This window comes from Pyxidicoccus trucidator, assembly GCF_010894435.1.
In the GTDB taxonomy this organism is placed as follows: Bacteria; Myxococcota; Myxococcia; order Myxococcales; family Myxococcaceae; genus Myxococcus; species Myxococcus trucidator.
Genome location: NZ_JAAIXZ010000004.1, coordinates 134,371 through 155,679 on the forward strand (window position 1 = coordinate 134,371; position 21,309 = coordinate 155,679).

At 70.1% G+C, this 21,309-nt stretch carries 19 protein-coding genes and 1 pseudogene; 7 read left to right on the forward strand and 13 right to left on the reverse strand.

All coding sequences use genetic code 11. The annotated features are described in order from the left end of the window. Window positions 1-79: 79 nt before the first annotated feature. The gene (locus G4D85_RS13890; protein ID WP_164012011.1) at window positions 80-1,780 is read left to right on the forward strand and encodes a flavin monoamine oxidase family protein; all 1,701 of its coding nucleotides are present in this window, start codon (window positions 80-82) and stop codon (window positions 1,778-1,780) included. Between the two features lie 95 nt (window positions 1,781-1,875). On the opposite strand, the gene G4D85_RS13895 is transcribed toward G4D85_RS13890, so the two are convergent. The 9 genes and pseudogenes from G4D85_RS13895 to G4D85_RS13935 all read right to left on the reverse strand — a co-directional run bounded on the left by G4D85_RS13895 (window position 1,876) and on the right by G4D85_RS13935 (window position 10,582). Next, the gene (locus G4D85_RS13895) at window positions 1,876-3,759 is read right to left on the reverse strand and encodes a nitrilase-related carbon-nitrogen hydrolase (RefSeq protein WP_164012013.1); all 1,884 of its coding nucleotides are present in this window, start codon (window positions 3,757-3,759) and stop codon (window positions 1,876-1,878) included. 146 nt (window positions 3,760-3,905) lie between these two features. Further along, entirely contained in the window at window positions 3,906-4,196 is a 291-nt protein-coding gene (locus G4D85_RS13900) for a hypothetical protein (protein WP_164012015.1), read from the reverse strand. Between the two features lie 21 nt (window positions 4,197-4,217). After that, on the reverse strand, window positions 4,218-5,111 hold the full coding sequence (locus G4D85_RS13905) for a GNAT family N-acetyltransferase (RefSeq protein ID WP_164012017.1): 894 nt from the start codon (window positions 5,109-5,111) through the stop codon (window positions 4,218-4,220). Between the two features lie 214 nt (window positions 5,112-5,325). Beyond that, complete coding sequence (locus G4D85_RS13910) at window positions 5,326-5,799, reverse strand: DUF5953 family protein (RefSeq protein WP_205525545.1); 474 nt, start codon at window positions 5,797-5,799, stop codon at window positions 5,326-5,328. 52 nt (window positions 5,800-5,851) lie between these two features. Further along, a pseudogene (locus G4D85_RS50725) lies at window positions 5,852-6,139 on the reverse strand (DUF6310 domain-containing protein); the annotation flags it as partial. 498 nt (window positions 6,140-6,637) lie between these two features. Next, window positions 6,638-7,432, reverse strand: a complete 795-nt coding sequence (locus tag G4D85_RS13920; RefSeq protein ID WP_164012020.1) for a hypothetical protein — start codon at window positions 7,430-7,432, stop codon at window positions 6,638-6,640. Between the two features lie 363 nt (window positions 7,433-7,795). Then, window positions 7,796-9,127: a DsbA family protein gene (locus G4D85_RS13925; protein ID WP_164012022.1), complete on the reverse strand. Its 1,332-nt coding sequence runs from the start codon at window positions 9,125-9,127 to the stop codon at window positions 7,796-7,798. A 139-nt stretch (window positions 9,128-9,266) separates the two neighbouring features. Next, window positions 9,267-10,055, reverse strand: a complete 789-nt coding sequence (locus G4D85_RS13930; protein WP_164012024.1) for a hypothetical protein — start codon at window positions 10,053-10,055, stop codon at window positions 9,267-9,269. Further along, complete coding sequence (locus tag G4D85_RS13935) at window positions 10,052-10,582, reverse strand: sigma-70 family RNA polymerase sigma factor (protein ID WP_240359255.1); 531 nt, start codon at window positions 10,580-10,582, stop codon at window positions 10,052-10,054. Before G4D85_RS13935 ends, G4D85_RS13930 begins: the two co-directional genes overlap by 4 nt. A gap of 216 nt (window positions 10,583-10,798) precedes the next feature. On the opposite strand from G4D85_RS13935, the gene G4D85_RS13940 reads away from it, so the two are divergent. From G4D85_RS13940 to G4D85_RS13950, 3 genes are read left to right on the forward strand one after another with little or no spacing between them, the layout of a single operon-like run. Further along, a complete protein-coding gene (locus G4D85_RS13940; protein ID WP_164012028.1) occupies window positions 10,799-12,061 on the forward strand; it encodes a caspase family protein in 1,263 nt (420 codons plus the stop codon). Beyond that, window positions 12,058-12,837 carry a hypothetical protein gene (locus G4D85_RS13945; RefSeq protein WP_164012030.1) on the forward strand — a complete coding sequence of 260 codons (780 nt, stop codon included), beginning with the start codon at window positions 12,058-12,060 and terminating at the stop codon, window positions 12,835-12,837. Before G4D85_RS13940 ends, G4D85_RS13945 begins: the two co-directional genes overlap by 4 nt. Continuing rightward, window positions 12,834-13,994, forward strand: a complete 1,161-nt coding sequence (locus tag G4D85_RS13950; RefSeq protein WP_164012032.1) for an Ig domain-containing protein — start codon at window positions 12,834-12,836, stop codon at window positions 13,992-13,994. Before G4D85_RS13945 ends, G4D85_RS13950 begins: the two co-directional genes overlap by 4 nt. Before the next feature lie 18 nt (window positions 13,995-14,012). On the opposite strand, the gene G4D85_RS13955 is transcribed toward G4D85_RS13950, so the two are convergent. After that, a complete protein-coding gene (locus G4D85_RS13955) occupies window positions 14,013-15,365 on the reverse strand; it encodes a hypothetical protein (RefSeq protein ID WP_164012034.1) in 1,353 nt (450 codons plus the stop codon). Window positions 15,366-15,557: 192 nt separating this feature from the next. Between G4D85_RS13955 and G4D85_RS13960 the strand changes: the two genes are divergently transcribed. Together G4D85_RS13960 and G4D85_RS13965 are read left to right on the forward strand one after the other, a co-directional pair. Next, the gene (locus tag G4D85_RS13960; RefSeq protein ID WP_164012036.1) at window positions 15,558-16,241 is read left to right on the forward strand and encodes a hypothetical protein; all 684 of its coding nucleotides are present in this window, start codon (window positions 15,558-15,560) and stop codon (window positions 16,239-16,241) included. A gap of 70 nt (window positions 16,242-16,311) precedes the next feature. Continuing rightward, complete coding sequence (locus G4D85_RS13965) at window positions 16,312-16,539, forward strand: hypothetical protein (protein ID WP_164012038.1); 228 nt, start codon at window positions 16,312-16,314, stop codon at window positions 16,537-16,539. A 10-nt stretch (window positions 16,540-16,549) separates the two neighbouring features. Here G4D85_RS13965 and G4D85_RS13970 read toward each other — a convergent pair whose 3' ends face one another. Beyond that, entirely contained in the window at window positions 16,550-17,149 is a 600-nt protein-coding gene (locus G4D85_RS13970) for a CDP-alcohol phosphatidyltransferase family protein (RefSeq protein WP_164012040.1), read from the reverse strand. 334 nt (window positions 17,150-17,483) lie between these two features. Between G4D85_RS13970 and G4D85_RS13975 the strand changes: the two genes are divergently transcribed. Then, window positions 17,484-18,326, forward strand: a complete 843-nt coding sequence (locus G4D85_RS13975; protein WP_420821709.1) for a DUF4846 domain-containing protein — start codon at window positions 17,484-17,486, stop codon at window positions 18,324-18,326. A 148-nt stretch (window positions 18,327-18,474) separates the two neighbouring features. On the opposite strand, the gene G4D85_RS13980 is transcribed toward G4D85_RS13975, so the two are convergent. Beyond that, window positions 18,475-19,527: a fatty acid desaturase family protein gene (locus G4D85_RS13980; protein WP_164012042.1), complete on the reverse strand. Its 1,053-nt coding sequence runs from the start codon at window positions 19,525-19,527 to the stop codon at window positions 18,475-18,477. 314 nt (window positions 19,528-19,841) lie between these two features. Next, entirely contained in the window at window positions 19,842-21,137 is a 1,296-nt protein-coding gene (locus G4D85_RS13985) for a cytochrome P450 (RefSeq protein WP_164012044.1), read from the reverse strand. Window positions 21,138-21,309 lie beyond the last annotated feature (172 nt).

Below are 21,309 nucleotides of genomic sequence, written 5' to 3' on the forward strand. Positions count from 1 at the left end.
AATTCTAGAAAAATTAGTAATCTACGCGAACCATGCTTAAGCCGGCGTGAGCTCCCGGCGCCCGTAGAGGAGAGCCAACATGGCCCGCACCCATTTGATGACCTTCGTTCAACGTGCGCTGCGCATGGCGCGGCAGGCTTCGGCCTCCGGCCTTTCCATCCAGGAGGTCGCCGAGCGGAAGCGCGAGCGGTCTTCGCTCGAGTTCGACCGGCGTGCCTTCCTCCAGGGCTCGGCGGGGGCGCTCGGCGCCGTGGCGCTGCCTCTGGGAGACCTGGCCGCCAGGGCTGGTGAGCCGAGCGTGGCCATCGTCGGTGGCGGCATGGCCGGCCTGCACTGCGCGTGGCGGCTACACCGGCTGGGAATCACCGCGAACGTCTACGATGCCGCGAAGCGCCTGGGCGGACGGATGTTCTCGGACCGGAACACCTTCCCGGGTGGGCAGCACTGTGAGCTGGGCGGCGAGCTCATCGACACGGGTCACGAGACGATGCATGACCTGTCCCAGGAGCTCGACATCGAGCTGCTGGACTACAACGAGGACGCCCCGAACCTGTCCCGGCTCGTCTCCTACTTCGAGGGCCGCAGGCTCTCCGACGCGGAGATCCTCCAGGGCTTCGAGCCCATCGCCGCGCGCATCGACGCCTCGCTCGCGCAGCTCAACGACCCGGAGGACTACATCACCTACCAGTCGCCCAACGGCGCCCAGCGCCTGGACCGGCTCTCCCTGTCGGAGTGGATGGACCGCCAGGGCATCCCCCGGAGCGACCTCACGCGCAGGCTCATCGAGCTGGCCTACGTGGGCGAGTACGGCCTGGAGGCGGACGTCACCAACTGCCTCAACCTGCTGACGTTCATCTCCACGGACACCACGCGACTGGAGCTCTTCGGCGAGTCGGACGAGCGCTTCCACACGAAGACGGGCAACGACACCTTCACCCGCAAGCTGGCGGACCGGCTCGACTCGCGCCGGCTCCACCTGGAGCACCGGCTGGTGCGGCTGAGCTCGCTGTCGGACGGTCGCTATGAGCTGACCTTCACCGCGCCGGGAGGCACCAAGAAGGTCAAGGCGGGGCACGTGGTGCTCGCCCTGCCGTTCACGCTGCTGCGCCAGGTGGACATGCGCGTGCAACTGCCCGCGGTGAAGCGCAGGGCCATCGCCGAGCTCGGCTACGGGACGAACTCGAAGCTGATGGTGGGCTTCGACTCGCGCCCCTGGCGGCGCGCGCCCTACCTGTCCGACGGCGCCACCTACTCGGACGTCGGCTACATGCAGACCTGGGAGACCAGCCGGCTGCAGCCTGGCAACCAAGGCATCATCACCCAGTTCACCGGCGGCCGGGTTGGCCTGGCCCAGGGCGCGGGAACGCCGCAGCAGCGCGCGGCGGACTTCCTCGAGGGCTTCAACAAGGTATTCCCCGGCGTGAAGGCCGCGCACAACGGGCGGGTGGCGCGGATGCACTGGCCGACGTACCCGCTGACGCTGGGCAGCTATGCCGCGTACAAGGTGGGCCAGTACACGAGCATCGCGGGCGCGGAGATAGAGAGGGTGGGCAACCTGCACTTCTGCGGCGAGCACACCAGCCTGGATGCGCAGGGCTTCATGGAGGGTGCCGCCCTCACCGGCGCCATGGCGGCGGCCGAGGTGGCCGACGACCTGGGCTGCCGGGTGGCGGAGGCCACGGGACCGGGCTCGCGCATCCTCGAGCGTGCCCGGTCCACCCGCGTCAATGGCCGCTGGGTTGACGGGCTGCGCCGCCAGCGGCGTCAGCGCGCGGGGTGAGCGCAGGGCTGGGCTCGGACAGTCGCGCACGGGCGCGCCGGTACTTCTCGGTCAGGTTCGCCACTTGCGGCACTGGCACGCAAAGGTGCGTGAAGTCACGCTGGGGTGGCTGGCCTCGGCTGGGCAGCCCCGCGCGTGGACCGGGCAGGGAGGATTCGCCCGTGCAGGATTCCGGGCCTCCGCTGGAAGAGACCGCCCTTCAGCAGGGCGTCCTCGGTCCTTCGTGCCTTCCGGAGTCCTTCAAGGTCCACCTCGGCCATGAGGATTCCCTCCATTCCCTTGCCGGCCTCGGTAATCACCTGCCGGGCCCCCGGGGTCCGGACGGGGCCAAACACGCCACTGCCGCCGAAGTTCGCGACGTTGCACATCACCACGTACTGGTAGAAGCGGTGCGCGTCGGCGATGCAGCAGGCCCGGTAGAGTTCGGCGTCTGGGTTATAGGAAACGACGAACAGCAGCTCGCAGGGCTCTCTACCGCCAGCCAGGTTGAGGCTCCGGACGATGTCCAGGTGGCTGAAGTCGTAACAGATGAGGACGCCGAAATCCCCGTAGGCGGGGTGGTGGAAGCGCAGGAGCCGGTTCCCCAGGTCCAGTGGGAACTTGTCTCCCAGCTTGCCTCCCGGGCCGGGCCGGCGGGCGTCATACTGGGAGCGGGTCAGCTTCCGGTAGGTATGGACCTGGCATTCGCCGCTCCCCTTCCGTTGAGGAATGAAGATGGCGCATTCATTCGCGCCGTGGAGGCCCTCGGTGCGGAGCCGGTCCGGGTCGGGGTCCGCGTACTCCGCTCCCGCAATCACGATGGTCCCCTGCCGGACGGCGAACTCCTGCACCTCCTGGAACATCTCTCGCGGCAGGAACACCTCGGGGAACACCAGGAAGTCGAGCTGCTGGTTCCGGAGCGTGAGGCGTTGCTCCAGGGTGGCGAGGTGCTGGCGCAACACCTCCCGGAAGACCGGGTACTCCCGGGCGCGCGAGAAGCGGTAGCCCGTCTCCAGGTAGGCATTCAGCGAGGGGGCCTCCAACTGGGCCACCGCGATGCGGGCGCTTCGCGAGGCGGGAGCGGCCGCCGGCACGGGCCGGAACACCACCCGGTCCAAGGCGTTGCTCTCCTCCGTGCCGTTCCGCAGGTAGGGCGCACGGTCGTCGGCGCTGAACAGGAACCGTTCTGGCGGAACGACCGCCACGAGGGTGGCAATCTGGAAGGCATCGCCCTGGCGGCGGTAGCCCTCCCGCAGCTCCTTCAGCTGCGCCACGTTCAGCTCCACGTCGGCGCGAAGCTGGGCGGGGCCACGGGTGTGGAGCAGGCGGCTGCCAAGCCGCAGGGGAGTGCCCTGATTGCGGAAGGGCGCGAACACCGCGGCTCCGCCGTAGTCCGCGATGTTGCCGATGATGATGAAGCTGAACAGCCGATGGGCGTCCGCCAGCGCGTAGTCCCAGTACAACCGGGAGGCCTGGTTGACCGTCACCACGACGATGATTTCCACCTCGTGCTCGGCGAGCTCTTCGAGGAGATCCACATGGGTGTACTCGTGGCAGTTGAGCACCGCCATGCGTCCCAGCGGGGTGTCGAAGAGGAACAGGGTCTTGCCCGCCACCACCTTTCCCTCCTGGTCATCCGAGGACAGGGACAGCTTGTCGAGCAGGATGTGCCCTCCGGGCCAGAACACCCCGACCCGGTTGCTGCACGTCTCTCCCTCGAAGGCCTTCACTCCGAAGGGAACCACCAGGAGGTGGTTGCGCTCCTTGGCGAACGCCTGCAAGGCCGCTGTGGCGGCGTGAGCATCCGGATGCTCTGAGAGCACCACCAGGTCCGCGCTCTCTGGAATGTGGTCGAGCGTGTCGATGAAGACCTGCTTGAAGGCCTCCGCGTCCCGCTGCCTCCATTCCTGACTGAGGTGGAGCATGACCGGCGCTTCCTTGCTCCGGCGCTCGTAGCTCACCGTCACGGTCTGGATCTCCAACTGCCGGCGCTTCTCCATGCGCACCTCCCGAGCGCCATTCTACCGCCGCGGCCGGAACTCCGGGTCAGACGGGGGACGCGAGTGGGACTCCGCGAAAGCGGGGCACCTCCGCCCAGCCGCCCGTGGAGATCGCGTGCTGCTTCGAGCCCGCAGTGCCGTGACGCTCAGCGCGTGAAGTACATCACGGCTGCGGCGATGAGCCCGAGGGCGATGCCCAGCCTCGCCGACTGACCGCCGAACTGGCTGCGGCGCACGCCGGGGTCGACGAGGTGCGCGACGAGCGATAGCCCGCCGAGCACCATGAACACCACGCAGGTCCAGAAGAGCACCGCCGCAGCGTAGGCGAGAAGCGCTGTGACCACGACCGCGCGCGCCAGGTTCGCACCATGCGCATGGAGAAACTGCCGCGCTCCCTGCGCGTGCCGAAGGAAATCACCGACGGTGCTGCGCGACAAGCTGATGCCCTCGTAAGAGCCTCAGGGCGCCACGTAGCCCCAGTTCCGGTCGATGACGCGAAAGCCCGCCGACTCGTAGAGTGCCACGGAGGCGGGATTGGCGGCATGGGCATAGACCAGCGCCGTCCTGGCTCCCGCCTTCCACAGGCGTCTCCGCCCTTCCTGGAGCAATGCCCGAGCCAGGCCCTTGCGGCGGTGCGCCGGCGCTGTCGCGACGGGCTCGAACTCGCCCAGGCCGTTCTCCGGGTCCAGCCAGCACAGCGCCAGCGCGGCCAGCGAGCCGTCTGGCGCCTCGGCCACCAGGTCCAGGTGCGCGCGGTAGTGGGAGGCGCGCATCACCCGCTGGTACACCTCGGTGGTGACGCGCTCGGTGCCGAAGGCCCGGCGATGGACCTCGGCGCGCGCGGCGGTCTCCTCGGGGCCTCGCACGTTTCGGACGATGTAGCCGGGGGGCAGGGGCGCGGTGCCGGTGTCCGCCGTTGGCTGGGCCAGGTGGAGGTAGCAGTCTTCGGAGCGCCGCCAGCCCTGTTGCTCCAGCGCGCGGGTCAGGGGCGTGTTGCTCTCCAATTCCCAGACATGAAGCGGACGCTCGTCGGAGGCACCGCGCGTGGGGAACCACGCTTGTGCCCACTCGAGCATCTGGGGCACCAGGGTGGCGGCGTGCTCTCGAGGATGGATGAGCAGGTCGACGTCGCCATTCACATAGCCCCAGGCGAAGCCCACCAGGTGCCCGCGCTCGTCATGCCAGAGGCGCACGTTCTGTTCGGGCCGCACGAAGGCATTGCGGTACATGCGCCAGTCGAGGTCTCCCACGGTGCACTCGACGTGGGGCCCATGCGCGGCATGGGCCTCGGACACCAGGCGTGTCATGGCTCGCAGGTCCTGCTCACCCGCATAGAAACGTGAGGACGGCATGCTCAAAGGCTCCTTGTGAATGAACCCGCGAGCCTATCGTGCTGAGATTGCCCCGGCTCCGTGGGGCAGACTCATATCGCGTAGAGGCACGGGCAACCCTTCTGCCGCGCGCTCTACGTCCTCGGAGCGGTAGGCCATGGCGCACCAGATTGCGTCCTCGGCGAACGGCCCTCTCTCCGGGCGGCCAGCAGCGTCCCGCGAGCGGTGCCGAGCCTCAAGGGGGCGGCTCCAAGTCGTTTGGCCGATTCCTCGTCTGGCGCGCGATGTCCACGCTCGCCCTGAACGGCGTGGCATGCCCCCAGTACGCGCGTGCGCTTCCCGCCACGGCCTCCAGCACATCCGCCACCGCCGCGACTCCTACTGCATCCGGTGGCAATTGCGCATGGACCTCAAATTGAGCCTGACCTCCTGGCGAGCTGCCCGCTGGTAGTTCCCACCCGGAAATCATCACGGGGTAGCTCTCGTCACCATTGCACACGAGCGGGAACCCCCCGTCTTTAGTCACTTCTGCGAGCCACGCGTCGCGCTGCGGCAATGCGATGGGGCGCCCGTCTTCGGAAACTCTCCACTCCATGCGCAGGCCAGGGAATGCACGCTCCATCCCATGAACCACGGCCACAGGGCGGTTGTCGTCACCCACGAGCGCAGGCGCGTAGACGATGAGGGTGATTTTTCGCTTGGCTGTCATCTCAGCACCAGTCCATGACGACGGTAAGGCCCTTGTGCTCCGGGGCCGCATCTTCCAGCGCTTCCTTGATGGCGACTCCCACCACCACGCCAAGGACGATCACCGCACCCACAACGAGTTCCGGCGCCGCCAAGACACAGAGGCCAATCCCCAGGGCAGCCGTGCCCGTGGAAGCGACCGCGCATCTTCCCGTGGGGTCGTTGAACCGGAGCCGGTCATGAGCGAGAGACTGAAAGCACCTCTCCACCAGCATGGGCCAGGGCTGGGAGGCCTCTCGGACGACGCACCGCCCCCCGTCGCTCCAGGGCAGCCTCGCTGCTCGCTGGAGAGTAGAAGTGCGATGCAGGCGCGGAAACGCATGGCCACGGTCTTTCGATCAAGCCCGGAAGCTACGGGGCACCGTGACGCACTATCGCGAGTACGGGGACGACGCGTACAGGAGCAGCCAGGGCGCTGAAAAGACGAGGGGCCCGGAACCTTTCGGTTTCAGGCCCTTCTTGAGGGTGAGGAGTACGGGACTTGAACCCGTGGACACGGGTGCCCCAATCCCGCGACAACTCACGCCTTGTGTTGTGTCGTGAGCGAGTCCGGGCACTTCGAGTCCAAGGGGGGCAGTCTCCAGCTGTCCTAGCTGTCCCCCGGAATCCCCTCCAGTCCTGAACATTTTAGAGACGGCAACAGGGGCGCATGGTGCTCCAGAGATGCGAGCCATTTCTGAGCACCTGGAACTACCCTCGCGGCCTCCGAATCCGGCCCCGGTGCGGGCGGCCTCCGGCCCCCTGGCTGAATGGGAGGCCTACTCCGGAGATGCCTACTGGAGTCCTCAGGCCTGCATCAATTAGTCGACGCGGCGAATGCCCACGTGGACGTGGTCATAATGGTCCTTCACGCCCCAGAGAACCTGCATCCGGTAAGTGTCCTCGTTGAACTGGAAGTTGTGCTTTTGGAAGGTGCCGATGGCCTCCTGCGGGAAGCCATATGCCTTCGCAATCGCCTGAGCGAGCGCGGTGCCCTTCTTGCCCGTGGCGGGGATATCTACGCCGTAAGCCTGCTTCTGCGAAACGTGGTGGTCAGAATATCGCGTGGAGCCGATGTCCTTCGTCGTGGAGCGCTTCTCGTTCCCGATACCGAAGCCCATCTCTTTGGCGATGTCCTTGGCTCGCTGCGCCGCCGCCTGCGATCCTCCCCACGCAGCTTTGTCGGCAGGTGATTCGAAGCGTGTGGCACTGGCCACCAGCCCTTGGATGCTCAGGGTGCCCTGGAATGTGGATAGCGGCCCCATGGGCGTAGCCGGCAGGGAGACCGCCGTGACGCTGGGCATCTGGAGCGAAGGTTGCTGTGCGATGGGCGTGGCAGAAAACAGCCCCTGGACCGGAGCCGGGTTGAGTTCCACTGGTGCTGGCGTCGTGGCGGCCGCAGTGAAAGTGTCCGCAGCGAGCGCATTCTGGACCGCCCGAGAAGCTGCATTCGCGGTTTGCGCGGCCTGCTTCGCCGCTTCGTCTGCGGCCTTGGCGGCAGCGTCTGCCTTGGCGGCAGCGTCTGCCTTGGCGGCAGCGTCTGCCTTGGCGGCAGCGTCTGCGGCTTTGGAAGCAGAATCACTACCGCCACTCTTGTCTGCGCCCCCAACACTCATACGGCTCCTCCCGGAAGCGGGTTTTCGTCAAACGGGAGCGGCAAGGTGAGACCACCCCTGCGTCGGGCGTTAGCTGTCCTCCAGGGAGGCGCCACTGTCGCGTTCTGCAAAACTGGGCTTGCTGTGGTTTCTGGCTCTCGCGCACATCATGTGGCTCGGCAGCGAGCGAGCAGGTGGGGGCAATATGTCGGTTTAGGGCCTAAGGAGAGATGGGGCAGGCCTCCGGTTTGGAGACATGCTGGAGACGAGAAGGCGCTTGAAAGCACCGGGGCCGGAAGCCGCTGAACTTCCAGCGGCTTCCGGCCCCGATTGAAGTGTCCCCGACGGGACGTGAACCGTACTCCCGCGACTGTCAGTGGTTGCCTACCGCGCCGCCACGCCGGACTTCTTCAGCTCCTCGTCGATGACACGGCGGAACTGGTCAATCGGCAGTGCCCCCACCACCGGACGCCCGTTGATGAAGAAGGTGGGCGTGGCCGAAGCACCGATGCGCGTACCCTCGCTGGAGTCCGCCGCCACCTGCGCGTCGAACTTCCCGGAGTCCAGCGCCGCCTTGAAGCGCGACTCGTTCAGGCCGAGCTGCCGCGCGTAGCCCTCCAGCGACGCGCGGTCCAGTTGCCGCTGGTTCGCGAACATCAGGTCGTGGAACTCCCAGAACTTCCCCTGCTCATGCGCGGCCAGGGACGCGGCCGCCGCCAGCTTCGCGTTCGGGTGGTTCGGCAGCGGCTGGTGCTTGAAGGCCACGCGCAGCTTGCCGCCGTACTCCTCCTCCAGCGCCTTCAGCGTCGGCACCGCGCGGGAGCAGAAGGGGCACTCGAAGTCGGAGAACGCCACCAGCGTCACCGGCGCGTTCGCCGGGCCACGCGCGGGCGCATTGCCCACCTCCACCTTCTGCACCGCCGCCTCTTGCTGCGCGGGCGCGTTCGGCGCGGGCGGCCGGTCCATGCCCTTCTCGATGACGCGCGCATACACCTCCGTCGGACGCACGCCGCCCTTCACCAGCGCCTCCGCCTTGCCCAGCTCCTCGTCCACCACGGTGGTGAAGACCTCCAGCGGCTGCGCACCGCTGATGAAGCGGCCATTCACGAAGAAGGCCGGCGTCCCGGTGGCGCCCACCTGCGACGCCAGCGCCTCGTCCTTGCGGATGCGCTCGGCCAGCCGCGGGTCGGCCAGGTCCTTCTTCCAGCGCTCCACGTCCAGCCCCAGCTCGCGCGCGTAGCGCTCCAGGTCGGCGTCCTGCATCGCCCGGGCGTTGGAGAAGAGGACGTCATGCATCTCCCAGAACTTCCCCTGCTCCCCGGCGGCCAGCGCGGCCAGCGCGGCGGGACGGGCGCGCGGGTGGTTGGGCAGCGGGTGGTGCTTCATCACCACGCGCAGCTTCTTCCCGTACTTCTGCTGGAGCTGCTTCACCGTCCCGTGCGCGCGCGAGCAGAAGGGGCACTCGTAGTCGGAGAACTCCACCACCGTGACGAGCGCGTCCTCCGTCCCCGCCGCCAGCGAGCCCTCCAGCGGCACCTTGTAGACGGTGGGCGAAATCGGCGGCCGTTGCCGGGCGGCAGGTGCCTTCGCGGCCGTCGGGGCTCCACGCGCGTCGACGACGCCCGCGGACGCGTCGGACGGACGGCCCACCCGGCCCCCCACGAAACCCAGCACGAGCCCCACGGCGAGGCTCACCCACACGGATGCTTTGGACACGACGAAACCCCTCGGGAAGAGACACCGGTGGCGTGCGGTGTGCCGTCAACCACCACCGGGCCGGCCCTCCACGGGCCAGCGTCCGGGGGAGTGACGCGAGCCCATCCGGAGTTTCAGCGTCCCATGACGAATTCGTCCGTCAGCGCGGCGTGAGTGTCAGCCGCGTCTCACCCAGCGTCCGTCCCTGCGCGTCCGTGAAGCGGGCCCGCACGTCCAGGTTTTCGCTGAGCCACCCACCCCGCACCGGCGTGCTGAAGGGCAGCGGGACGTCCACGCCCGGAGCCACCTGTGCCGCCGGGCCGTCGCTCGGGAAGAAGCGCAGCGGCTCGCCCGAGGCGGACGGGGCCTCAATCGTCAGCCGGGCCCCTTCGGGCGCGGTGTAGCTGAACTGCACCGCGCCACCCTCGGCGCAGGCGAGCGTTCCCCCGGGCAGGGCCTCACCGCGCACCTTTCCGTCCTCGCCGATGCAGAAGGCCCGCACGCCCCATGCCGAGCCCGGCTGCGCCGAGCGCGCCTGCCACTCCGCGTTCCGCGCGTCCTCCACCTGCCCCGGCCTCACCACCAGGAGCGCGAGCGCCGCGGTCGCCGCGAGGCCCAGGCCCGCGCCCATCCACGGACGAAAAAAGGAGAAGCGCTCGGTGGGCGGCTCGGCCCGGACGGGCGCCCTCGCCGGAGCCGGCGCAGCAGCCGTCGATGGACTCGTGCCGAGCCGCGCGAACAGGGCTCCTTCCAGCAGCGTCTGTCGACTCTCCGACAGTGCGCGCTGCTCCAGCGAGGACTCCACGCGGGAGAGCCTGTCGTACGTCTCTCGGCAGGCCGCGCAGGTGGCAGCGTGCGCGCGCAGCCAGGTGAAGCCCTCCGCGTCCAGGTCGCCATGGAAGAGCGCCCGCAGGGCCTGCTTCGCCTTCGTGTCCGCGCACTCCGTCATGAATCGCCTCGCCGTCTGAAGAAGCTCCAACCCCGGGTCTCCAGTCCCTCCAGGTAGCCGCGGGCCTGGAGGAACCCGAGCAGCCGCGTCTTGATGCCATGCTCCCGTCGCCGCACCTGGATGCGGGTGAGCCCCATGCGGCTGGCCGCCGTCTCCTGCGGCAGCCCCTCTCCGAAGCGCAGCTCGAACAGCCGCCGCTCCTCCGTGGAGAGTCCTTCCTTGAAGCCCGCCACCAGCGCCTCCACCTCCCGGTCCTCCAGCGTCTGCGTCAGCCCGCCGCCCTCCTCCTCCACCTCGCCCCCGAAGGGCTCCAGCCCCACCGCCACCTCGCGGTTGCGCATCTCCTCCAGCAGCACGTTGCGGGCGATGCCCATGAGGAAGTGGCCGTACGGCCGCGTGCCGTCGTACGCCGCGCGCGTCCGGGGCTCGAAGGCGCGGGCGAACGTCTCCAGCAGGAGGTTCTCCAGCTCCATCGCACCCTTCAGGTGGGAGAAGACGCCTCCTCGCCAGGCGGCTGCCCTCAGCATGCGAGCAAGCCCCTCCGCGTTCGCGCGGTACACGGCTGCCAGGGTCTCCGGGACTCCCTCCCGGAAACGCCGCAATGTGTCGTCATCCCACTCCATCCCTCACGGGCTTACCGCGCCGTGCTCTCTTCGTCATCTCATGTTGGCGCGAGGGTGCCCGGCTGGATTGCGGCAGTGGACTCATGGCAGCCTGCATTGCCGCGCCTGGCACCCCTCAGAATGAGAATCCTCCTTCGCGCCCCGCTCACGGCCCTCTGGGTGGCGCTCCTCTCCGCGGTCCCCGCCAGCGCCGCGCCCGGGAGCGGGGCCTATGCCCTCATCGTCGCCCACAACGGTGGGCTGGACCGGACCCAGGCCCCCCTGCGGTACGCGGACGATGACGGCGCGCGCTATTACGAATTGCTGGCCCCCCGGGTGCGCGAGGCGGTGCTGCTGAGCGTCCTGGACGAGGAGACGCAGGTGCTCCACCCGGGGCTGGCGGCCCAGACGCGTCCTCCCACCCGCGCGGCCTTGAAGGAGGCCCTCACGCGGCTGAACGCGCGGATGGCGGAGGACCGGGCCCGGGGCGAGCGCCCGGTGCTGTACTTCGTCTTCGCCGGCCACGGGAAGCGCGGGGCCGCGGGCGAGGGGGCGGTGAGCCTGCTGGACGGGGCCTTCACGCGCACGGACCTGTTCCAGGGGGTGCTCGCGCCCAGCAAGGCCGCGTTCATCCACCTCATCGTGGACGCGTGTGACTCCTATTACTTCGTCCACTCGCGGGGCGCGCTGCCGGTGGGCCCCGCGCACGCGGAGGTGGTGAAGGGCCTGCTGGCGACGCGCGAGCTGGACCGCTACCCGCAGGTGGGCGTGGTGCTGTCCACCTCCACCGAGCAGGAGAGCCACGAGTGGAGCGCCATCCGCTCGGGCGTCTTCAGCCACCTGGTGCGCTCGGCGCTGACGGGCGCGGCGGACGTCAACGCGGACGGGCGCGTGGAGTACTCGGAGCTGCACGCCTTCGTCGCCGCCGCCAGCCAGGGCACGGAGGACGTGCGCGGGAAGCTCGCGTCGTTCGTCCGGCCTCCCGCGCTGGATCGCTCGGCGGTGCTGGCGGACCTGGGCACGCGTACGGCGCTGGGCTACCTGCTGGTGCCCCCGGGCATGGAGGGGCGGCTGTGGGTGGAGGACTCGCGGGGCATTCGCGTGGCGGAGTTCCACAAGGAGCGGGAGCGCTCGCTGGTGCTGGCGCTGCCGCCGGGCCGCGGCTACTTCGTGCGCACGCGGGGGCGTGAGGCGGCCTTCGCCTTCGCCAAGGCGGGCGCGGTGGTGGACGCGGGCGGGCTGGAGTGGCGCGAGACGACCTTGGCCTCGCGCGGGGCGGTGCAGGACTCGCTGCGGGACAAGCTCTTCTCGGTGCCCTTCGGCTCGCGCTTCTACCGGGGCTACGTGGCCAGCCTCGAGCTGCCGCCCGTGGCGCCCGACGAAGGGCCGGACCTGTCGCCATGAGTGCCCTGTCCGTTGCGCTGTTCCTCTCGCTGTCGCTCACGCAGTCGGCGGCGGACTGCAAGGGCGAGAAGGTGGTGCTCATCCCCTTCGACACGGTGGCGCTGGCCCGCGTGGAGACGCGCGGGCTGGAGGACGCCGTGCGCAAGGCCGTGGCCACCATGTCCGGCGTGTGCGTGGAGCCCCGCGCGGAGACGGTGGCGCGGCTGCGCACGCTGGGGCCGGGCGCGGCCTCGTGCGAGGGCGCGGCGTGTCTCGGTGCGCGCAGCGTGGCGCCGGGCGCCGCGTGGCTGGTGCGAGGCGTGGCGCTGGGAGTGGGCGGCGCGCGCAGCGTGGTGCTCGTCCTGGGGGACTCGCAGGGCTGGGAGGCGCGGGAGTTGTTCCAGCTTCCCGTCAGCAACGCGGACTCCGGCGAGGTCGAGGCGCGGGCCGGGCAGACCTTCAAGACGCTGTGGGCGGGGCGGCCCTCCGCGTCGGGCACGGCGTCGCGGACGGGGAGCGTGGAGCGGCCGACGCGGCTGTGGCCCCGGGTGCTGCTGGCGGCGGGCGGCGCGGCGCTCGCGGCGGGCGTGGGCTTTGGCGTGGCCTCACGGAGGACGGAGTCCCGAATCTCGGCGGGGAACGTGGGCTGCGCGGGCGAGGGTGAGGTCTTCCGGGCGTGCCTGGACGGGCGGTTGCGGGACGGGCGGAGGCAGGCCACGACGGCCAACGTGCTGCTGGGGACGGGCGCGCTGCTGAGCGCGGGTGGGGCCTTCTTCCTGGTGTGGGAGGTGCCATGAGCCGCGTCCTTCCAGGCGTGCTGCTCCTCCTGTGCGTGGCGGCGTGTACCTTCGCGCCGGACCTGTCCCGCTACGCCGTGTGTGACGCGCAGGGCGGCTGTCCCTCGGGCTCCACGTGCCTGACGTCGGAGTCACGCTGCGTGCCCGACTGTGGTGGGGCGGAGACATGCGGCGCCCCGGACCCGCTGCCTGTCGCGGATGGCGGCGACGCGGGCGACGATGCCGGTGTCGACGCGGGCGACGATGCCGGTGTCGATGCCGGCGACGACGCGGGCGCTGACGCGGGAGCCGGGACGGATGCGGGGGAGGGCGGGGACGGAGGCGCTGACTCGGGCGTGGATGGAGGTGACGTCGTGGAGCCGCTGGGCCTGGACCCGGACGCGCTCGTGACGGGGCGGGAGATGACGGCGTACAGCGGCCGTCTGCGCGCGCGGGGCGGCAAGCCCCCCTACGTGTTCAGCGCGACGGCGGCGCTGCCGGCGGGACTCACGCTCAACGCGGAGGGTGACGTCACCGGCACGCCGACAGCCGCGGGGGTCTTCTCCCTGTCCGTCAACGTGACGGACCAGGGCACACCTCCGAGGCAGGCGAGTGGAAGCATTCCCCTGCGGGTCTACCCCCTGCTCTGGCTGGCCGGGCCGGGGACACTCGCGGACGCGCCGACGAACAAGGCCTACGCGGAGTCCCTGTCCGCCACCGGAGGCAGGCCGCCGTACCGCTTCGCCCTGGCGGATGGCAGCACCCTGCCTGTCGGCTTGCGGCTGGCCGAGGAGGGCCAGGTGACGGGGACGTCCGGGCAGGTGGGCAAGGTGGAGTTCACGGTGACGGTGACGGACAGTGACTGGCCGCCGCAGGAGTCCACGCGCCGGTTGTCGGTGACGACGGCCAATGCGGGGCTGGCCCTGCTGATGATGACGCAAGCGCTGCCGGATGGGCGCGTGGGGACGGTGTACAGCTACACGCTGCGCTACGCCGGTGGAACGGGCCCGTACAAGTGGACCCTCCAGGGGGCGATGCCGCCGGGGCTCTTCTTCGATGCGGACCAGGGGCGCATCTACGGCACGCCCGAGCAGTCCGATGACTATCCGGTCTCCATCACCCTGTCGGACCTGCTCCAGGTGGTGCCGCGCACCCTGACGCTCGTCGTGAAGGAGTGACGCCAGCCATGGCCCGCGTCAGGCCAGCTCCAGCAGCGGGCTGCCAGCGGGGATGAGTGGCGGAGGCAGCGTCCACAGCGCCGTGGGGTGGCGGTAGCCGAGCGCGAAGGCGGTGAGGAGGGCTGGCCACCGGTCCGCGAAGCCCGCCCAGTTGTATTCGGTGGGCTTGGAGGTGAGCGGGTTGGAGTCGCGGTCCCCCTGGGTGGCCGCGTAGTCGGAGAAGTTCCACGTCACCGTGCCCAGCCCCAGGCGCAGCAGCGGCGTGAGCGCCTGCAGCAGCTCGGGGCGCGACACCTCGTCTGGCGCGCGCGAGGACGGGGTGAAGGCGGGCTGTACCGCGTCGTGCTGCTCGCGCCAGGCGAAGCAGTTGTTGGCGAGGGTGATGAGCGCCTCGCGCGCGGCGCCACCGGGGGCCTGGCGGGCCGTCTCGATGAGCGCGAAGCCAGCGACGACGAGGCTGGGGCCGGATACGCCGGGCAGCAGGCGCGCGAAGTCGGACGGCGCGGGCTGCTCGCGGGTGCGGGTGATGAGGACGTCGTAGGCGCGCCTCGCCTGCTGGGGTGTGGCGCCGCGCAAGCTGAACTCGCGCAGCACCCGGTCCGGGGTGACGGCGCCCTGGCGCCACGCGAGGTACGCCTGCGCCGCGCCGCCGATGTCGGTGAAGATGGCGACGTTGCCCTCGTTGAGCGTGCGCTCCAGGGTGCGGGCCAGGGCCTCGGCCTTGTCGAGCGGCAGCACGCCGGGGGCCTGGAAGAACAGCCGCGCGAAGCGGTGCGCGGTGGACCAGAGCGTGCGCGGGTCCGACAGCGGCTCCAGGTGCATGGCGCCCGCGAGCGCGCCCAGGGCGGTGGCGGCGTCGCGTGGCAGGCCGTGCCAGCAGAGCGCGCCGGAGAGCTTCTCCGCGCCCTGGCGCATGGCGCCGGTGAGGCCCACGCGGTCATACGCCTGGGGTGCGCCCGCCAGCGCCTCGCCCTGGGCGAGGTCGATGATGCGCCGGGCGATGGCCGCGCCGAGCAGGCCCTTGCCGGCCTCGTACGAGGCGTGGGGCGCGAAGGCGAACCAGCAGGGGCGCACGCGGCTGGTGCCGCCCGGGCGGAGGTCGGGGTCCAGCAGCCCCTGTAGCGTCTGGGCGATGCGGATGTAGCCCTGGGTGATGAAGCGGTTCTGCCGCAGCGGGGTGTCGGCCGGCACGCCCACGGGCGCCAGCAGCTCCGGCGCGGGCGCGCGCAGCACGTTCAGCTCACGGAGCACGTTGAGCTCGGCGGCGGGCAGCGTCTGGGGCGCGTGGATGCGCAGCGAGGCGCGGGGAGGCTCCACGGGCGCGGTGGACGGCTCCGGAGTGGGCGGAGGCGGTGGGCGCTTGGTCGCCATGAGGCGGCTCCAGGACAGGAGAGGAGGCCGCACTATCGCCGGAATGGCCCGGTGAATGCGCGGAGCCCCAACCTCATGAGGCAGGCCAGGGCCTGGCGGGCCGCTCCCCCTCCAGGCGCTTCCCATCCGGACGGGTGGTTGTCCATGTCCCGGCAGGCCCCACCTTTGAAGGGGGAAGGGAGGCCATGACACATGCCGAGCAGGGTCCGCTGGACGGTGTTGGGCATCTTGGGTTTGTCGGTGCTGATGTGCGGCGGCGGGTGCTCGGCGGGGGCGCAGTCCGAAGAGACGGGCCCGAAGCGGGCGGAGACCGGAGCGGAGGCCCCGAAGCAGGAGGGCGGACAGGCGCTGCCCGAGAGTGAAGCCGGCGAGCTGTGGGGCACCGTGGCCGAGCTTCGCGCCGAGGTGTCCCAGCTCCGCGAGGATGTGAGGCGGCTGCGCGCCCAGGTGGCCGAGCTGGACGGGGAGGGCTCGAGCCCCGGGGACGCACGGGCCGACGCGGTGCGAAGTGGCGCGGGAGCGGCCCAGGGAACAGGCGGCTCGGGGACGGCGGGAGGCACGGGAACCCAGGCGCCCATCGTGAGTGACGTCCCACCGACGGGCTCGGGGATGCGGGCGCCGACGGGCACGGCGGTGGTGAACGCCGTCTACACGGGCGTGGTGCGCTCGGTGTCGGAGCAGCAGGTGGTCATCGAGATGGAAGACGGCGCGGAGCTGAGGCTGAGCCTGTACCCGAAGACGCAGGTGCTCCGCGAGGGGCGGAGCATTGGCGTGAAACAACTGAAGAAGGGAGAGCAGGTGCGGGCAGTGGTGGACCTGGTGGGCCAGGACAAGACGCTGGAGATCGCCGTGCTGCCGGCGGCTCCGGAGGAATGAGGCGGGGAGCTGGCCCACGCTCCGTCAGTCGTACGTGTCTGCCTCGTCCCTGGGAGGGAGGTTTCCCATCATGACGGCCTATGACCGATACCGCGCGCTCCTGCGCAAGCTCCTGCTCGTGCGTGCGCGGCATCCCGAGCGCGACTCCTCCGAGGAGGACGCCTTGCTGGATGCCATGGACGAGGTCTGGGGGGAGATGAGTGACGGAGAGCGCTCCGCCAGCTCCTCCGAGCGGGCCCGCGCGCTGGGCCTGCCCGAGTCCCAGGGCACCGACTCCGCGCCTCCGCCCCAGGGCTGAGCGCCAGCGCCTACTTGCGCGCCGTGGGCATGGAGGACGGCCCCTCCGCCGTGCCGCCGTGCACGTCGGCCCGTGAAGACGCGCGGAGGCGGGGCCGCGCGCGCAGCACCGCGCGCGAGTAGTCCACCACCGAAGCGAGCGACAGCACGCCAATGAGCGCGACGAGCGGCGACACCGCGGGCGGGAAGAGCAGCACGCACAGCAGGGCCAGCAACTGCAGCGTCGTGACGACCTTGCCGAGCAGCCGCGCCTTGAGCTCCACCGGCCGCAGGCCCGGCACCACGCGCGCCACGATGAAGCCGATGGCGGTGCCGATGTCGCGCACCACCAGCAGCAGCACCTCCGGCAGGGCGATGAGTCCGTCGAGGTAGCAGACGAGGATGGCCGTCACCATGAAGCCCCGGTCGGCCACCGGGTCGATGAGCGCGCCGATGCGCGTGGCGAGCCCCTTGTGCCGCGCAATCCAGCCGTCCAGGAAGTCGGTGAAGGCCGCCAGCGCCACCAGCGCCGCGCGCACCACCGCGTCGGAAATGGCGATGAACGCCACCGCCAGCAGCAGGCGCGACAGCGACAAGGTGTTGAGCAGTGCGAGGCTCACCCGGCGGTGCATATACCTCCAAGGTGCTTCCTCAACCCCCGCGGTGCACCTGTCGCCGGAAATGACCGTTCAGCGTCGGACCCCGGCCCGGGCAGGGCGCACGCCCGTGGATATTCCAGGCAGGCGACAGGCCACGCGGGAAGCATCCGGCGCGTGACGCGGACGATGCTCCGGGCGTGCGCGGGACGACGCCACCGTTGGACCTGGGTGCAGGAGGCCCCAGAATCTTCCAAGCAGGGGAGCGTCACATCCCGTGCAACCCACCCCCTCCTGGAGCCTCCGCGCCTTGAACGCGCCTCACCGTGTCCCCTCCCGCGCCGCCTCCCTCGTCTCCACCGTGCCGTTGGTGCTGGCGCTGCTCCTCCCGGGGACGGTGACGGCCTCCGGGCCCGAGCCCCGGGCCCCCACCCGCGAGGAGCTGGCGCGCTACTCCTGGCTGTCCGCCGAGGCGAAGGTCCGTCCGCTGGAGGCCGCCATTCCACCTCCGGAGGGCTACAAGCGGGTCGCGGTGGAGCAGGGCTCCTTCGGCGCGTGGCTGCGCGGGCTGCCGCTGCGTCCGGAGGGCACCCCGGTGCGCGACTTCCAGGGCGGACGGATTCTGGCCGGCGACGACTCGCGGCAGGCGGCGGTGGCGGAATTGGACGTGGGCACGGCGAACCTCCAGCAGTGCGCGGACTCGGTGATGCGCCTCCACGCGGAGTGGCTCTGGTCCAGTCAGCAGCGCGAGCGCATCGCCTACCGCTTCACCAGCGGCGACCTGGCCTCGTGGCCCCGCTACGCGGCGGGGGACAGGGCGCGAGTCTCGGGCTCGAAGGTGGCGTGGGTGCGGAGCGCGCAGGCGGACGCGTCGCGCGCCGCGTTCCGTGCCTACCTGGACCTGGTCTTCACCTACGCTGGCACGCTGACGCTGGAGTCCCTCAAGGGCCGTCCCTCGCGAGAGAGCGTGCGGCCCGGAGACTTCTTCGTGCTGGGCGGCAGCCCGGGGCACGTGGTGCTGGTGCTGGACGTGGCGGCGGACGGGAAGGGCCGGCGGGTGGCGTTGCTGGGCCAGGGCTTCATGCCCGCGCAGGACTTCCACGTGCTCTCTCCGGGCGGAGACGACGCGCCCTGGTTCCCGCTGGACGGCGACGCGGTGAAGACGCCCTTCTGGAAGCCCTTCCCGTGGTCCTCGCTGCGCCGCTTTCCGTGACGCGGACATGCGAAGGCCCGCCTCACCTCACCGCGTGAGCGGGGCGGATTCTCGAAACGCCGCGGAGCCCCCCAGCCCCATGCGGCGTTCCTGAATTGCCCTCTGCTCACGCGGCCCGGTGGGCGGGCCCGTGGGTGCTGCCCGCGGCCTACGACAGCAGCGGCTGGCCCATGTCCTGCTGCTGCGAGGCGGAGGCCTCGGCGGCGGAGAGCCCAGGGGTGCGCGTGAGGTGCTGGATGAGGCTGTTCTCGCTGCCCAGGTACGAGTCGAAGTGGTTCACCCCGACCTCCAGCAGGCCCGTCTTCTCCAGCTCCTTGTGCATCAGGGGCAGGTTGTAGAAGGGCACGGACGGGAAGGTGTGGTGGGTGAGGTGGTAGTTCACGTTGAGGGGCGCCACGAAGAAGTTCTCCAGCACGGTGCCCTCCACGTCGCGCGTCTCGCGCGTCTCGTCGCCCTGCGGGTTCGCGTCGAGGGGATGCTCGCCCAGCGCACGCATCCGGAAGAAGGCCATCATCACCGTCGTGGTGGGCATGACCCACAGCAGCAGCCAGTGCAGCCACGCGCCCGTCGTCACCAGCACGGTGACGAGCGTGGCCACGTAGAACCAGTAGCGGGCGTGCTCGAAGGCGGAGATTTGCGGCTTCGCCTTGCCGACGAGGCGGCCCCAGTACGTCCACGGCATTACCACCTTCAGGTGGTTGGGCGCGTAGAGGCCCAGCGCGTCGCCCAGGAAGACGGCCGCCGCGCGTAGCGGCGTGCGCGGGAAGTGCCACGAGGCGTCCGGCAGCTGGCCGACCCAGTACGGGTCCTGCGGCGTGTTGACATAGCGGTGGTGCAGCATGTGCTCGTGCCGGTAGCCCGCCGTCGTCATGTTCAGCGGGAAGGCACAGAGCAGGTCGCTGACCACGTCGGACACCTTCCGGTTGGACAGGAAGTGGTAGTGCGCCGACTCGTGCATCAGCGCCAGCAGCGCGTGCTGCCGCGAGGCGATGATGACCGCGGCGATGGGCCACGCCCACCAGCGGTCCACCGTGAGGACGAAGGCAAAGCTGGCGGCGATGCCCAGCCACTGGCAGGCGAGCGCCCACAGCGCCCGGCCGTTGCTCACCTGCGACATCTCACGCGTGACGGCCGCCAGAGCCTTGCGATCAACCCGGCGGGAGTACTGCGTGTCGGCCTCGTCAACGACTTCAGCGTACATGATGGGGGGCTCCTTCTGCTTCACGGGCAAGCAGGGTGTACCCAGACCTTGTCTCCTGAAATGGGGTGGTGCTGCAAGAATATTCTTTCTACACCGGACGAATTCCACGGCGCCCCAGAGTGAGCACGTATTTCGAGTCAATCAATACCCAGTGGGGGTTTTTTTGGACTCTCATGTTCACTAATGGTGTGGTGCGAATTGCTCCCGCGTTGTGGGTAACGTCGGTGCGGCGCGCTGGATGGCGGACATGAGAAGGGCCTGGCGACCCTTCCAGTCACCAGGCCCGCTTGCTGCTCGAGAGGGGAGGCGGGCGGCTACTGCGCGGTGCTCCACTCCACCTTCAGGTGCTTCATCTGGCGCAGGACGAGGCTCTGCCAGGTGCCGTGGTCCTGGTTGGGGACGAGCTTCAGCACGGGCAGCCGGTCCAGCAGCACGTTGGTGGCAATCTGGAACTGGAGGCGGGCCAGCGGGGCGCCCAGGCAGAAGTGGATGCCGCGGCCGTAGGTGAGGTGCTGGGGCACCTTCTCGCGCGTCACGTCGAGCCGGTTGGCGTGGGGGCACAGCGACTCGTCCCGGCTGCCGGCGGCGTAGAGCAGCATCAGGCGCGCGCCCGCCGGAATCCTCACCCCGCCCACCATGACGTCTTCGCGCGCGGTGCGAATCATGGCGTGCGCCACGGAGTCGTAGCGGCTGGCCTCCTCGAGAAACTTCGGCACCCGCTCGCGGTGGTCCCGGAGCTGCTCCCACAGGCCGTGCTCCAGGGCCAGCTTCCAGGTGTTGGCCATCAGCGCGGTGGTGGACTCGTGGCCGGCGGACAGCAGGGACGCGCCAATGGCCATGACCAGCTCGTCCAGGGTGAGCGCCTCGCCGTCGTCCTCCACGGCCACCAGGTAGCTGGTGAGGTCCTCGCGCGGATTCGCGCGGCGCTCCTCGATGAGCCGGATGCAGTACCGCTGGAGCTCCCGGACGCCCTGCGCCATCTCCACCTGCTGCTCGGGGGGGACGTGCTCGAAGAGGAGCTGGTGCAGGTCCGCGCTCCAGCGCGCTATCTTCCAGACGTCCTCGGACGGCACGCCCATGACGCCGAGGATGACGTGGGCCGGCAGGGGCCAGGCGAGCTGCTCCACCAGGTCCGCGTGGCCGTTGCCGGCGAACGTGTCGACGAGCTCGGTGGCCCGCTGCTGGATGAGGGGCGCCATGCCGTTGATGCGCTGGGCGGTGAAGCCGCGGTTCATCAGCCGCCGCAGGCGGGTGTGCTCCGGCGGGTCCATGCCCAGCAGCACGTGCCGGGTGTCGAAGCCCTGGCTGAAGATGGCCTTCGCCTCGTCCGTCAGGTGGGTGCCGCTGGCCAGCATGTCCCGGTTGGAGAAGCGCGCCGGCTCCTTCAGCACCGCGACGATGTCCTCATGGCGGCTGACCAGCCACATGCCGAGCATGGGGCTGAAGGTGACGGGCTCCTCCTTGCGGAGTCGCTCGAAGAAGGCGTGGGGGTTGTCGACGTGAGGGCCCGCGAACGGGTTGTACTGCGCGCCAAGGTGGGGGCAGCGCGCCGAGGCCGTCGCGTGGGCGGGAACTCCGGTCTCTTCCTGCTTCTGGACTGTCACGGGCATGGCTGGCTCGTTCAGGTCGAGCGAGCCCACCGGCCCGCTGCCTGGTCTGGAGTTGGCGGATACGGCTGGAGTCCGGGGAGCCTGGAAGGACGCGGGAGCGAACGGGCGGGCTGGGGCTCCCCTTGAATGCCTGCCTATACAGCAAATACCGGCTTTCTATGCCAGTGCCAGT